Genomic DNA, 13620 nt, shown 5'->3' with positions numbered 1-13620 from the left:
GTGCGCAGACTCCTGCCGGCGGCCGTGGCCGCCTTCGCCCTGCTGACGGCCGTGCCCGCCGCTGCCGCCGCGCCGCGGTCCCCGTCGCCAGTGGCCCAGACCCAGTCGTTCGTCGACGACCCGGGCGCGACCCCGGCCAACGCCGACGCGGACGACCCGGCGATCTGGGTGCATCCGCGCAACCCGGAGCGCAGCGTGGTGCTCGGCACGCTCAAGGAGGGCGGCCTGGCGGCGTTCGACCTGCACGCCCGGACGTCGCAGATCGTGGCGGCCCCGCCGGCGCCGGGGCCGGACTCGGCGCCGGGGAGGTTCAACAACGTCGATGTGGTCGGCGATCTGGCGGTGGTGAGCGACCGCGGCCGGGACCGGATCCGGGTGTACCGGATCGACCCGGCGGGTTCGGCGGCCGGCTCGCACGTGCTGCGGGAGGTGACGGATCCGCTGGCCGCGCCGGTGTTCTCGGCGTCGGAGTCCGATGTGGACGATCAGCGGACGGCCTACGGCCTCGCCGCCGGCCGGGACCCGTTCTCCGGCGTTCGCTGGGTGGCCGTGACCCAGCGGCACGAGACCCGGGTCGCGTTGCTGCGGCTCGTCGACAAGCCGGACGGCACGGTCGGCACCGCCCCGATCTCGACCGTGGACCTGCCGGCGTCATTCCGGCTGCCCAACGGCGCGACCTGGTCGCCGTGCGAGAAGCCGGGCGAGGGGCCGCAGTCGGAGGGCTCGGTGTTCGACGGCCGGGCGCTCTACGCCGCGCAAGAGGACGTCGGCATCTGGCGCATTCCCGTGTCCCCCAAGGGCTTCGGCCGCCCCGAACTGGTCGACCGGGTCCGCTCCTACGGCGTGCCCATGCGGTGGGATGCCGCCACGGAGCAGTGCGTGCCGGCCGGCGCCGACCCCGGCTTCGGCGGCACGTGGCTGGAGGCCGACGCCGAAGGCCTGGCCATGGCCGGCTCGACCCTGTTCGCCTCCAGCCAGGGCGACTCCCGGTTCGTCGTCTACGGCCACGACGTCCGCGACCTGCGGATCGTCGCCGGCCGCGGCACCGACTCCGTCGAGCACTCCGACGGCTCCGCGATCAGCACCGCCTACCTCGGCCGCGACTTCCCGCACGGCCTGCTGGTCGTGCACGACGGCGAACGCCGCCCGGCCGCCGGCGACAACCTGCCGACGACCGGATTCGCGTTCGTGCGGCTGGAGGACGTGCTGGCCCGCTAGCGGAAGCGGTCGGCGTTGGCCCGGGCCCAGTCGGCGAAGGTCCGGGGCGGGCGGCCGGTCACGTCGATGACCGTGGGGAAAAGCGTTGCCTCGTCGAGCTTTCCGTCGGAGTAGAAGCTGAAGAAGGCGTCGACGTAGGGCTGCGGCATCTGGGTGAGCATCTCGGCCCTGGCCTCGTCGTCGGGCTGGGGCTCGTAGCGGATCTCGCGGCCGAGGGCCTCGGCCAGGATCCGCACCCGGTCGCCGGGGCGCAGGGCCTCCGGCCCGGTGACCGGGTACTCGCGGCCCTCGTGGTCGGCCGACACCAACGCCTGCACGGCCACGGCGGCGATGTCGGCCGGGTCGACGACCGCCGAGGGCACGTCCGCCCACGGGGCGCGCACCACGCCGGCCCGAACCTGGTCGGCCCACTGGAGGGCGTTGGTCATGAACATCCGCGGCCGCACCATGGTCCAGCCCAGGCCGGAGGCCCGCAGCGCGGCCTCGGTCTCGATCATGTAGCCGGCGACGGCGTTGGACCGGTCGCCGGTCTCGGCCGAGCCGCCGGACATCAGCACCACGCGTCGCACGCCGGCCCGCGACGCCTCGGTGAAGATGTCCGGCGAGTAGCCGCTGAGCAGAAAGACCGCGGTGGCCCCGGCCAAGGCGGGCCGCAGCGACGCCGGATCGCCCAGGTCGCCGGCCACGGCCGTGACGCCGGCCGGCACCGCGGCCTTGGCCGGATCCCTGGTCAAAGCCCGCACCGGCTGGCCGGTCTGGGCCAACTGGCGGACGACTTCGCGGCCGACGTTCCCGGTCGCGCCAGCAACGACGATCATGCTTCCCCCCGGAATGCTTGGAGATCGTTCCTGGCCCGCACCGTACACGCGACGCCGGGATTCGTCACCGCTTCGCCGTGACGCCAAGGAGAACTCGACCAAGGCTCGCTTTTATCGCACCCGACGGACGGCGGCGACGCACAGTCCGCCGACACCGGCGAGGATGACCGTGAGCAGAAACAGGGCGCGGAAGCCGAACAGCCCGACCGTCAGGGTGGCCAGCACCGGGGCGACCACGGACGGCGCGCTGTTGGCGATGCTGAGCATCCCGAGTTCCTTCGCCTCGCCACCAACGGTCGGCAGCACCTCCACCATCAGGGCCTGGTCCACCGACAGGTACATGCCGAAACCGGCGCCGGCAAGCACGTAGAGGACCATGAGGCTGGGGACCCCGGGCGCGACTACCGTCGGCACGGCGCTGGCGGCCACGAGCAGCGAGGCGATCACGACGAGCGGCCGCCGCCGGCCCAGCCGGTCCGACAGCAGGCCGCCGCCGACCGTCGCGAGCAGCGCCACCACGCCGAGCAGCAGGCCGCCGGCCGCGATGTCGGCGGCCGCCTGCGCCGCGTCGACGTGCAGGAAGTCGGTGTAGATGTAGAGCTGGTAGAAGACGATCACCATGAGGCCCAGGACCACCGCGAACCGTCCGAAGAAGACCAGCGCGAAGTCCCGGTCACGCGGCGGGTGGAGCGTTCGCAGCACGGCCGACGCCGAGCTCCTCGGGTCGCGCTCGATCCGTTGCGGCGCGACCAGAAAGACCATCGCCAGCACGGCGATGACCATGGTCCAGGGTACGACCGCCAGGCCGACGGCCGGATCGCCGATGAAGGCGGCGGCCACGAACCCGCCCGCCATGTTGCCGAGCAGATAGCCAAATCCGGTGTAGGCCGACGCCTTCCCCAGCGATGTCCGGGCGACACGGTCGGGCACCAGCGCGCCCGCGGCGGCCAGCATGGCGTTCAATCCGCCTTGGAACAGCACGAAAGTCAGGATCTGCAACGGCCCCGGCGGCGCGACCCCGGTGAGCGCGAGCCCGACCGCGGCGGTCAGCGTGCCGCCGACCATCCAGGGATAGCGACGGCCGAAACGGCCCCTGGTGCGGTCCGACCACGCGCCGGCCACGATCATGGCGACGACCGCGACCACGGCGCCGACGGTGGTGATCACCGCCAGCCAGGTCGCCTTGTCCGGCCCGTGTTGCCGCGCGAGCAGCGCCTGGAGCAGCGTGGTGGCCGCCGCCGACGGCAGCGCCCAGCCCAGGTTGACGGCCAGCAGCAGCACGCCGAACCGGCCGAGCCGCGTCCGCGCGGCGTCATCGAGAACGCCGGTGTCCCGCTCGACCATGGTGCCGCCTCATTTCGCCTCGCGCGACAGGTCGCGGCCAGCGTAGCGACGAAAACCGGTTCCGCCAGGCTTCGTGGAAAGGATGGTCCGGCATGAACCGCCGACATGCCCCGATCGTCGCAGTCACGCCGGAGAGGCGAGCGTCTCACGGGAGATGGCGGCGATGTCGGCGGGGCCGAGTTGGCAGCAGCCGCCGACAAGCCTTGCGCCGTCGGCGATCCAGCCGGGGACGGCCGAGGCGGAGAAGGTGGGGCGGCCGTCCCAGGAGTGGGCGACAGGGTCCCAGCCTTCGCCGCTGTTGGGATACACGACAACGGGTTTGCCGGTGACGGCTGCGGCCAGCGGCACGGCGGCAGCGGCGTCGAGGGGGTCGCAGCAGTTGATGCCGACGGCGAGGATCTCAGGCACGTCCCGCACCAGGGCGAAGGCCTCGGTCAGCGGCTGCCCGGCGCGGGTGGTGGAGCCGGAGATGCTGTACGACAACCAGGCCGGAACGCCGCTGCCGGCGATGATCGTGAGCAGGGCCTCGGCCTCGTCGATGTCGGGAATGGTCTCCAGGGCCAGCACATCGGGCGCGGCCGAGGCCAGGGCGTCCAGGCGGGGCCAGTGGAAGTCGACGAGCTCCCGCACGGAAAGCCCGTAGCGGCCCCGGTATTCGGAGCCGTCGGCCAGCACGGCGCCATAGGGGCCGACGGAAGCGGCGACCCACAACCGGCGGTCGTCGACGTCGGCCTGGAAGGAGGCCTGCCGGGCCAGCCGGACGCTGAGCCGCAGCAGTTCCGGGGCCTCGTCGCCGAAGCCGAGCTCGGAGGCCTGGTAGCTGGCGGTGGTGGCGATGTCGGCGCCGGCCTCGTAGTACGCCCGGTGCGCGGCCAGGATCGCGTCGGGGTCGTCGCGGAGCAGCCGTGCCGACCACAACCCGTCGGACAGGTCGTGGCCGGCGGCGGCCAGCTGGTTGGACAGGCCGCCGTCGAGCACGGTCGTCGCGTCCAGGGTGAACGGCATCGCTACTGCGCCGGCCCCTTCACCAGGGTCACGGCGACGCTCTGCTGTCCGCTGGCGGTCAGCACGCCGACGGTGACCCGGTCGCCGGGGTGGAAGGTGGTGAGCAGGTTGGTCAGGGTGTTCGGCGAGTCCACGGCCTGCCCGTTGATCGAGGTCACGACGTCGCCGGCGACGATGCCGGCGGCCTCGGCCGGCGACCCGGACAGCGTGCCGGACACGATCGCGCCGTTGGTGGCCTGGGTGCGGCGGCCCCGGGTGCTCGCCGACTGCTGGACCTGCACGCCCAGCAGCGCCGAGTCGCCGATGTGCACGGTCGCGCTGGCCTGGTGGGCGCTGATCTGCTTCTGGATGGAGATCGCCTGGTCGATGGGGATGGCGAAGCCCTGGCCGCTGCCGGTGGCCTGCCCGCCGCGATCCATCTGGAAGCCCTGCGACGCCGCCGTGTCCATGCCGATGACCTGCCCGGCCGCGTTGACGAGGGGGCCGCCGGAATCGCCGGGCTGGATGTCGGCGGCGACCTGGATCAGGCCGGTGAGCTGCTCGGACGTGCCGTCCTCGCTGGAGGCGGTGATCGACTGGTTCAGCGCCGTCACGGTGCCGCCGGCCACGCTGGGCGCGCCGCCGACGCCGCCGGCGTTGCCGATGCCGACGATCGAGTCGCCGACGGCCACGCCGGCGGAGCTGCCGATCGGGGCCGTGGTCAGGCCGGAGGCGTTCTGCAACTGGATCACGGCGACGTCGTGCGAGCGGTCGTAGCCGACCACGGTCGCGCTGTAGGTCTTGCCGTTGCCGATGTCGACCGCGCTGATCTCGGTGGCGCCGTTGATGACGTGGTTGTTGGTCAGCACCAGCCCGTCGGCGCTCAGCACGATGCCGGTGCCGGCCGCCTGGGCCTGCTGGAAGCCGAGGGTGGTGTTGATGTCCACCAACGCCGGGTCGATCTTGGCCGCCACCCCGGAGGTGTCGGCCGGCGACTGCGGCGCGGTGTTGCCCGGCTGGTTCGGCGGCACGTACGTCTGCACCGAGGGCTGCTGGGACGCCTGGCCGTTCAACAAGGTCGGGAGGTAGTCGCCCGCGGCCGCGCCCAGCGCCACGCCGGCCGCGACCGCCAGCGCCACCGTCAGCACGGTGCGCCCGGTCCGCCGGGGCGGCGGCGGGGGAGGCGGCGGCTGGTACTGGTAGCCGTAGTAACCGCCCTGTTCCGGCATCTGCGGGTAACCGTAGGGCTGGGTCATCAGCCTTCTCCTCGACACCGTCCACGAGCTTGCCCCTCCACTACACCTCGCTTTCCTGAGGAGAGCCTGAGCGCAGCCTGTCAAGGCTCGGGTAAGAATGTGCTCATGGACGACGGCGATGTGCTGGGACGGGTCAAGGCGCTGGTCGACGAGGAGCACAAGCTCCGCGGCCACCACGAGCCTGACCACACGCGGTTGGCGCAGGTCGAGGCCGAGCTCGACCAGTGCTGGGACCTGCTGCGGCAGCGGCGGGCCCGCGAGGAGTTCGGGCAGAACCCCGACGAGGCCGGGGTCCGCTCCCCGCAGGAGGTGCAGCACTACCAACAGTGACCGACAGTGCGCCGAGTGTGGGAACCCAATGCGGCTGCGCGGCCTCAGGAAGGTGTCGCTACTGTCACGGTGTGATCGTCACCCTCAACGCCGCCGGAGCGGACCATGGCCGGTAACCGGTTCGGGCCCCTCGACCCGTTCTGCTTCCTGGCGGTCGTGCCGCTGGTGATCGTGGCGGTCGTGCTGGTCATCAGCGACCTGGCGGTGTTCGCGCTGGTGCCGGTGGCGCTGGCCGGGCTGATCCTGCTCGGCGACTCCTGGGCCAACCGACGACCTTCGTAGGGCTCACGCGTCCCGACGCCGGAGCAGGTAGCCGCCGGCCAGCAGGGCCGCGAGGGCGTACCCGCAGAACACGGCGAATCCGGCCCATGGACTCAGGGTCGCGGCGGCGTCGGGGTGCACGACCAGCAGCTGCTGCCCGGCGTTGCTGGGCAGGTACGGGTTGATGTTGTCGCCCCAACTGGCCGGCAGGGCCTGGCCCAGCACCGGCAGCACCAGCAGCAGCCCGAACACGGTGGCCACGGAGCCGGCGGTGCTGCGCAGCACAAAACCGATGCCGGTGCCGACCAGGCCGACCACAGTCAGGTACAGCCCGGTGCCGACGACGGCCCGCAGCACTCCGTCGGCGGCCAGCGTGGTGCCGATGCCCTGGCCGTCCAGGAACGCCTGCCCCACGAAGAACGCGCCGAACGCCGCGATCTCGGTGACGACCAGCGTGATGCCGGCGAACACGGCGGCCTTGGCCACCAGCACCGGCCAGCGGCGGGGGGCGGCGGCGATGCTGGAGCGGATCATGCCGGTGCCGTACTCGCCGGTCACCACCAGCACGCCGAGCACGCCGATGACCAGCTGGGCGATGACGTAGCCGCGCAGGCTGACCTGCGCCGGATCCACCGCCGCCTGCTGCACGCGCGACATGTCCGGGTACTGGTTGGCGGTCACGGCCGAGAACAGCGCCCCGAAGCCGATCATGGCCAGCACCAGGCCGCCGAGCGCGAAGTAGGACGATCTCAGCGACCAGAACTTGGACCATTCCGAGCGCAGCAGCCTCGGCAGCGTGACCCGGATGTCCCCGGGCAGCTCGGCCCGCTCGAGAACGGGCTTGTCGACAGCGACGGCGGTCATGACGCCTCCCGGTATTCGACCGCGTCCTTGGTCATGTCCATGAACGCCTCCTCCAACGACACAGTGACGGGCATGAGCTCGTCGAGGGCGATGTAGTGATCACGGGCCACCCGCCCGATCGCGGACCCGTCCAGGCCCTGCACCTGCAACACGCCCGGCTCCACGACGTCGACAGTGACGTCCGGGCCGACGAGCAGGTCCCGCAGCCGGGGCGCCTCCTGGGTGCGGACCCGGACGCTGCTGCCGACGTTGGTGAACTCGTCCATGGAGGCGTTGGCGATCAGCTTGCCCTTGCCCACGACGATCAGGTGGTCGGCGGTCAGCGCCATCTCGCTCATCAGGTGTGACGAGACGAACACCGTGCGGCCCTCGGCCGCCAGCGAGCGCAGCAGGTTGCGGATCCAGCGCACGCCCTCCGGATCGAGGCCGTTGACCGGCTCGTCCAGCAGCAGCGTCGCCGGGTCGCCGAGCAGCGCGGCAGCCACCCCGAGCCGCTGCCCCATGCCCAGCGAGAAGCCGCCGACCCGCTTGCGGGCCACCTCGCGCAGCCCCACCAGGTCGATCACCTCGTCCACGCGTTTGCGGGGAATGCCATGGGTCAGCGCCATGGCCAGCAGATGGTGGTACGCGGACCGTCCGGTGTGGACGGCCTTGGCCTCCAGCAGCGCCCCGACCTCGCGCAGCGGTGCGGTGTGCTCGGCGTAGTGCTTGCCGTTGACCAGCACATCGCCGGAGGTCGGCCGGTCGAGGCCGAGAATCATGCGCATGGTGGTCGACTTGCCGGCCCCGTTCGGGCCGAGAAAGCCGGTCACCGCGCCCGGTCGGACAGTGAACGTCAGGTTGTCCACCGCGACCCGCTCGCCGTAGCGTTTGGTCACTCCGTTGACTTCGATCACGCTTGCAGGGTGCAGCCCCACGCCTGACAGCACTCTCAGCAAACCAACGTCATGAAGGGCCCCTTACTGACGTTCAACGTCAGTAAGGGGCCCTTCATGACAGAACTCTCAGAAGCCCTGGGTCCAGGCGGCGGCTACGGCGGCCCGGGTTTTGACGCCCAGCTTCTGGAAGATGCGGGACAGGTGCGCCTCGACGGTCTTGGGGCTCATGAACAGCTGCTCGGCGATCTGCCGGTTGGTGTGGCCGGCGGCGACCAGCTCGGCGATCTGGCGCTCCCGGTCGCTCAGCGGCGGCGGGCCGTCCTGGGCGGGCTTGCGGGTGCGGCCGCCGACCCGGCGCTGGTGGATCTCGGCCTGCCGGAACAGCGGTTCCGCCCCGCAGGCCCCGAACAACGCCTTGGCCCGGCCGAACTCCGCCATGGCCGTGGTGCGGTCCTCCAGCACCGAGCCGGCGAACATGTGCGCCTGGGCCTGGTACAGCCGCATGCCGACGGCCTCGAACGCGGCGGCGGACTCGCCGGCCGCCGTCACGGCCCCGGCCGGGTCGCCGGTGGCGAGCTGGATCATGGCTCGGGCCAGCGAAGCGTGGCCGCGGTGGCCGTGCAGGCCGCTGACCGAGGCGGTCATTTCCGCCCGCTGCACGGAAAGCTCGGCCGCGGCGGCGTCGCCCATCGCCAGCTCGGCGTGGGCCAGCGTGCGCAGCCAGGCCGCCCGGGTCGGGAATTCCAGCTGGGGCAGGGTTTCCCCGCCGCCGACGTCCAGCAGCGTGCTGCGGGCCCCGGCCGGGTCGCCGGTCAGCAGCTTGGCCTGGGCCAGCATGCCGGCGGCGATGGTCGGCCCCCGGCCGGCGGCACTGCCCATTTCGGACACTGCCTTTTCCGCCGCCCGCAAGGCGTTCGCCGGCTCGCCGGTCCACATCTGCACGGCAACGCCGACCCCGGCGGCCATGGTGCGCAGCTCGTCGCTGCCGACCAGCACCGCCGCCTCGAACGCCTCGTCGGCGTGCCGGGCGGCCTCGTCCAGCCGCCCGGTCCACAGGCAGGCGTAGGCCAGCCCGACCAGGATGTCGGCCAGCAGGTAGCTGCGGCCGCCGGCCCGGGCCAGCTCAAGGCCGCGGGTCAGGTGCTGCACGGCATCGTCATGCCGCTCAAGGAAAACTTCGGTCCAGCCGGCCCGCAGGATCGACTCCAGCTGACCGGTCAGCATCTTGTCCTGGGCCCGGTCGATCATGCGCACGGCCTCGTCCAGATGGGCCACCGCCTCGGCCGTGGAGCCGTAGAAGGTGTGCGCCAGCGCCAGCAGCGCGGTGATGGTGGAGATCAGCTCCTGCTCGCCCTCGGCGATGGCCGACTCCAGGGCCCGCTCGCCCCAGCTCACCGCGGTGGCGAACTGGCTGCCCCGCATCGCCCCGGCGGCGACCTCCAGCTCCAGCGCGGCCTTGCCCTTGCCGGTGCCGAGTTCGCTGAGCAGCAAGCGTTTCACGCCGGTCGGGCTGCCCAGTAGCCGCTCCACCATGGCCAGCGTGGTGACGGCCTCCAGCCGCTGGTCGCTGGGCCCGGCCGGCAGCCGGCCGAGCACCTCGTGCAGGATCTCCCGGCTCTCCCCCAGCTGCCCGGCCACGGCCAGCGTGTGGGCCAGCCGCATGGACAGCTCCGGCTGGTCGGCGGCCCGATCTCCCAGCAGCCGCAACGCTTCCCGCAGCCAGTGCGCGGCACGGGCCGGGGCCAGCGACGAGGCCTGGTCGGCCGCCCGCACCAGCACCCGCACCGCGTCGGCGTCGCCGATGGTGGCCGACCGTTCGAGGTGAACCGCTTGCACGGCAAGGGAAGCGCCCCGGTCGGCCAGCAGCCGGGCGGCCCGGCCGTGGGCGCCGATGCGCCAGCCGGCGCCGGCGCTGCCGTAGACGACCGAGCGCAGCAGCGGGTGGCGGAACCGGAACCGTTGCCCGACAAGGGATTGCCGGATCAGGTCGCGGGCGATCAGCTCGTCCAGCGCGGCCAGGGTCTCGGTGTCGCCGGTCTGCGCGACCGCCCCGATCAGCCCGGCCTCGAACTCCTCGCCCAGCACCGCCGCCGCCTGCGCCACCAGCCGCACCGGCTGGGCCAGGCCGGCGAGCTCGCCGATCAGCACCGCGCGGACCGAGTCCGGCAGCTCCTCGCGCTCGCCGGGATCCAGGCGTAGCAAGGCATCCAGGTAGAACGGGTTGCCGCCGCTGGCCACGTACAGGTCGTCGCGGCGGGCCGCCGGCACGGTGTCGCCGCAGAACGCCGCCGCCTCCACCGGCGTCAGCGGGCCGACCTCGATGCGCCGCCACCAGTCCTCCCCGGCCAGCGCCGAGAACGCGGTGGCCAGCCGGTCCGGCAACTGCCGTGGCCGGTAGGCCATGGCCAGCACCGCCGGCCCGTCGGGCGGGTGCCGCAGCACGTGGGCGATCAGCTCGATGCTCGCCTCATCGGCCCAGTGCACGTCGTCCAGAACGAGCACCGCGCCGGGTAACAGGGATCTCGCCGAGCGATACAGCGCGGCGCGGCCGTCGGGCGTGTCGACACTGGTCAACAGGTCGGTCCAGGCGTCGCCGAAGGCGTCGGAGAACATCGCGAACGGCAGCCGCTCGAACTCGGTCGCCTTGCCGGCGGCCACCCGCGAACGCCGAGCCGACGCGGCGATGCGCAGCTCCGTGAGCAGGGCGGTCTTGCCCATGCCGGGCTCGCCCAGCAGCTCCACGACCTGGAAGACGCCGGCGTCCAGGGCCGCCGTCAGCTCGCCGAGCTGCGCCTCCCGTCCCACGACGCCACTGCCCCTGATCGCCACGGCACCGCTCCCCAGTCCGACATGTGTAGGGAAATGCCGGATGTTAGCGGAAACGCCGGATCGACAGGGTTGTCGTGTCGCTGTCGCGGTCATGCGCGCCCAGTGACCGCGTCACGGAATTGTCTCGAATTCATAGAGGAGAAAGAACCTTGAGTACGCCTATGCTGCCGGCCGTCCGGCGCCCGGCCACCGTGCTGGCCGCGCTGATCGCCACCCTCGTCTCGGTGGTGGCGGGCGTCGCCACCGCGCTGTCCGTGTACGCCGGCGGCACCGACATGGTGAAGTCGCTGCTGTCCGACCCGGACGTGCAGTCCCGGCTGGGCCTGTCCGACGACCTGCTGAACGCGGCCAAGGAACTGGGCGGGGACCTGCTCCAGCAGGCCCTGGACGAGGTGTACGGCACGCTGTCCATCCGGGCGACCTTCGCGCTGGTGGTGGCCGTGCTGCTGCTGGTCGGCGGGGTGTTCGCGCTCAACGCCGCCCGCTGGGCCCGCATCCTGGTCACGGTGGTCGGCGTGGTGGCCATCGGCCTGCAGCTGCGCGTGGTGACCGACGTGGCCACCAGCTCGATGAAGCTGTTCGGGCTGCTGATCATCGCCAGCACGCTGGTCGCGATCGTGCTGTGGTGGCTGCCGGCCAACGGCCGCTACGCCAAGGCCCGCAAGGCGCAGGCCTGATATCCGGGCAGCGGCGGGGCCTTCGCGAAGGCCCCGCCGCTGGGATTGCTCAATTATTGGAAATACTCAGTTTTTGCTGATGAACGTCGACGCCACCTGGCGGCCCTTGGTCACGGTCGCGTTGTGGTCGTCGATGGCGCCGGACTTCGAGCCGGGGAACACGATGTAGGTCACCGGGTCGGCGGTGCCGCCGTTGCTGGGATCGGGGTTGATCCCCAGCGCCTTGGCGGTCGCGTAGGAGGCCTCGCCGATGATGTTGTTCGGGCCCTCGTCGCCGAAGACCGCGTATTCCACCTGGTTCTTGTAGATCACGGCCAGGATGTCGCCGCCCTTGATGCCGTTGCTGCCGTAGTTGAAGCGGCTGCTGGGCAGGGGGATCACCACGTACGGCGTCACGGCGGCGCTGAGCGGCTTGCCGTTGGCCAGGTGGAACGAGGTGTCGCCCTGGTAGCAGCAGTCGGTGTTCTCGTTGCACTGGGTGGTGCGCTGGCCGTCGCAGTCGATGTTCATGCCGGACGTCCAGAAGAAGGCGCCGGTGGCGCCGCAGATGTTGACCTTCTTGTTGGCCTGGGTGTTGGTGTACGTGCCCTTGCTGACGACCTTGCAGTTGGCGGTCTTGGCCAACAGCTGGGCGGCCGTGGGGCTGCCGCCGTCCGCGTTCGGGGACGCCGCCGCCTGGCTGGCGGCGGCCGGCGCGTGCGGCGCGGCCTGGGCGGTCAGTTGAACAGGGACCAGCACCGCGGCGGCCGCGAGCAGGGCGGCCAGCGCGAACTTCAACTTCGCCATGCGATTCCTCCGCAAGATGGCTCTTCGACCATGTTGCGGCGGCGGATGGACATCGTTGTACGGCATCCAAAGCTGAGCCGTCAACGCTTGTTCAGATAGGCAGCCGGTCCAGGAACGGGCGCTGCCCCTTCACCAACTTGACGCGGGCGTCGTCCACGCAGAACCAGGCCACCCGGTCCACTTCGGGAAACTGCCTGGTCTGCCCGGAGCGGGGCGGCCACTCCATCTCGAAGACGCCCGGCACGACATCGGCCGGATCAAGATCGCCTTCGACCGCCCACAGGGTCACGGTCTTGCCCGACTGCTTCACGTCGCCCAGCGGCAGCGGCTCGCCCTCGGGCGCGGGCAGCCCCAACTCCTCGCGGAACTCGCGGCGGGCCGCGTCCAGCGGCTGCTCCCCCGGCTCGATCTGGCCCTTGGGCACCGACCACGCGCCGTCGTCCTTGCGGGCCCAGAACGGGCCGCCCATGTGCGCGATCAACACCTCCGTCCGGCCATCGACCCGCCGGTACACCAGAATTCCCGCGCTGTGCATGCCGGCAGTATCTCGTGATGCGGCGGTGACGGCCCGCTCGCTACGATCCCGATCATCAACCGGGAGGGAAGCACCATGTCACGACGGCCCGTTCTCGTCGCGCTGGCGGCACTCGCGCTCGCCGCCGGCCTCGCGCCGGAAGCCGCCGCGAGCCCCAGTTTCGCCGGCCACCACCAGCCGACCGCGGAGATCTTCGCCACCAACAACACCGCCACCATCACCGACCCGAACGACCCGCGCCTGAAGGACCGTCTGGTCAGGTTCGGCGCCCAGGTCGAGGCCACCATCGCCGCCAACGGGGCGTTCCCGGGCTGCAGCACGCTGCTCAACGGCGTGTTCTGGTCCGACGACCTCAAGACCGCCACCTACGAGCGGTCCCGCGAGTTCGATGTGGACCACGTCAGCGCCGACGGGCTGCACCACATCGCGTCCGTGATTCGCAAGCAGTACAACCAGGAATCGGTGCTCACGTTCCAGTACCTGCCGCAGGCCGGCGCCGACTCGATCGAGGTCGAGGTGCCCGGCGTGACCGTGCAGCAGCTGTTCGACGGCCTGGCCGCAGACCCGGTGCTGCGCGAGGAGCTCGGCGGCGGCTCGGTCACGGCCGACGGCGACCGGCTGGCCCTGATCGCCGACAAGTCCGAGCTGGGCTCGATCCAGAAGTTCATCGGCGTGCTCGGCGCCTCGTGGTCGAAGGCCACGGTCAACTACGGGCACCTGGAGTTCGTCGCGGACTGACAGCCGCGTGATGCCGTAGGCCAGCAGCAAGATCACGGCCACGGCCACCAGTTGCACCATCGTCGCACCCCCTGGCGCGGCGTCCGGAGGCCACCCCGATCG

Annotated in this window: 14 protein-coding genes; 5 read left to right on the top strand and 9 right to left on the bottom strand. The window is 71.7% G+C overall.

Going from position 1 to position 13620, the window contains the following annotated elements:
* Positions 1-1218, top strand: coding sequence for a phytase (locus tag ACIG5F_RS09305; protein WP_396516973.1), 1218 nt, complete (start codon positions 1-3; stop codon positions 1216-1218).
* Here ACIG5F_RS09305 and ACIG5F_RS09300 read toward each other — a convergent pair.
* From ACIG5F_RS09300 to ACIG5F_RS09285, 4 genes are all read right to left on the bottom strand, one after another.
* Complete coding sequence (locus tag ACIG5F_RS09300; RefSeq protein ID WP_396516972.1) at positions 1215-2036, bottom strand: NAD(P)H-binding protein; 822 nt, start codon at positions 2034-2036, stop codon at positions 1215-1217. The two genes, ACIG5F_RS09305 and ACIG5F_RS09300, sit on opposite strands and share 4 nt — an antisense overlap.
* A 111-nt stretch (positions 2037-2147) precedes the next feature.
* A complete protein-coding gene (locus tag ACIG5F_RS09295; RefSeq protein WP_396516971.1) occupies positions 2148-3380 on the bottom strand; it encodes an MFS transporter in 1233 nt (410 codons plus the stop codon).
* A gap of 123 nt (positions 3381-3503) precedes the next feature.
* Positions 3504-4385, bottom strand: a complete 882-nt coding sequence (mmuM, locus tag ACIG5F_RS09290) for a homocysteine S-methyltransferase (RefSeq protein WP_396516970.1) — start codon at positions 4383-4385, stop codon at positions 3504-3506.
* 2 nt (positions 4386-4387) lie between these two features.
* Complete coding sequence (locus ACIG5F_RS09285) at positions 4388-5620, bottom strand: S1C family serine protease (RefSeq protein ID WP_396516969.1); 1233 nt, start codon at positions 5618-5620, stop codon at positions 4388-4390.
* A gap of 105 nt (positions 5621-5725) precedes the next feature.
* Here ACIG5F_RS09285 and ACIG5F_RS09280 point away from each other — a divergent pair, with 105 nt between their 5' ends.
* Positions 5726-5950: a DUF2630 family protein gene (locus tag ACIG5F_RS09280; protein WP_396516968.1), complete on the top strand. Its 225-nt coding sequence runs from the start codon at positions 5726-5728 to the stop codon at positions 5948-5950.
* A 105-nt stretch (positions 5951-6055) separates the two neighbouring features.
* Positions 6056-6232 carry a hypothetical protein gene (locus ACIG5F_RS09275; protein ID WP_396516967.1) on the top strand — a complete coding sequence of 59 codons (177 nt, stop codon included), beginning with the start codon at positions 6056-6058 and terminating at the stop codon, positions 6230-6232.
* 3 nt (positions 6233-6235) lie between these two features.
* Here ACIG5F_RS09275 and ACIG5F_RS09270 read toward each other — a convergent pair whose 3' ends face one another.
* From ACIG5F_RS09270 to ACIG5F_RS09260, 3 genes are all read right to left on the bottom strand, one after another.
* The gene (locus tag ACIG5F_RS09270; protein WP_396516966.1) at positions 6236-7075 is read right to left on the bottom strand and encodes an ABC transporter permease subunit; all 840 of its coding nucleotides are present in this window, start codon (positions 7073-7075) and stop codon (positions 6236-6238) included.
* Positions 7072-7971, bottom strand: a complete 900-nt coding sequence (locus ACIG5F_RS09265) for an ABC transporter ATP-binding protein (RefSeq protein ID WP_396516964.1) — start codon at positions 7969-7971, stop codon at positions 7072-7074. Before ACIG5F_RS09265 ends, ACIG5F_RS09270 begins: the two co-directional genes overlap by 4 nt.
* Positions 7972-8079: 108 nt before the next feature.
* Positions 8080-10782 (bottom strand): ATP-binding protein, encoded by a 2703-nt coding sequence (locus tag ACIG5F_RS09260; protein ID WP_396516963.1) that lies wholly within the window; start codon positions 10780-10782, stop codon positions 8080-8082.
* Positions 10783-10931: 149 nt separating this feature from the next.
* Between ACIG5F_RS09260 and ACIG5F_RS09255 the strand changes: the two genes are divergently transcribed.
* The gene (locus ACIG5F_RS09255) at positions 10932-11459 is read left to right on the top strand and encodes a hypothetical protein (RefSeq protein WP_396516962.1); all 528 of its coding nucleotides are present in this window, start codon (positions 10932-10934) and stop codon (positions 11457-11459) included.
* Between the two features lie 66 nt (positions 11460-11525).
* Here the strand turns inward: ACIG5F_RS09255 and ACIG5F_RS09250 are convergent, their stop codons facing one another.
* Positions 11526-12245 (bottom strand): glycoside hydrolase family 75 protein, encoded by a 720-nt coding sequence (locus ACIG5F_RS09250; protein ID WP_396516961.1) that lies wholly within the window; start codon positions 12243-12245, stop codon positions 11526-11528.
* A 91-nt stretch (positions 12246-12336) separates the two neighbouring features.
* The gene (locus ACIG5F_RS09245) at positions 12337-12780 is read right to left on the bottom strand and encodes an NUDIX domain-containing protein (RefSeq protein WP_396516960.1); all 444 of its coding nucleotides are present in this window, start codon (positions 12778-12780) and stop codon (positions 12337-12339) included.
* Positions 12781-12855: 75 nt separating this feature from the next.
* Here ACIG5F_RS09245 and ACIG5F_RS09240 point away from each other — a divergent pair, with 75 nt between their 5' ends.
* Positions 12856-13518, top strand: a complete 663-nt coding sequence (locus tag ACIG5F_RS09240; protein WP_396516959.1) for a hypothetical protein — start codon at positions 12856-12858, stop codon at positions 13516-13518.
* Positions 13519-13620 lie beyond the last annotated feature (102 nt).

Source organism: Kutzneria sp. NPDC052558 (genome assembly GCF_044547355.1).
GTDB lineage: Bacteria > Actinomycetota > Actinomycetes > Mycobacteriales > Pseudonocardiaceae > Kutzneria.
Note: the sequence above shows the minus strand (reverse complement) of the source record. Positions and strands in the feature narration are given on the sequence as shown.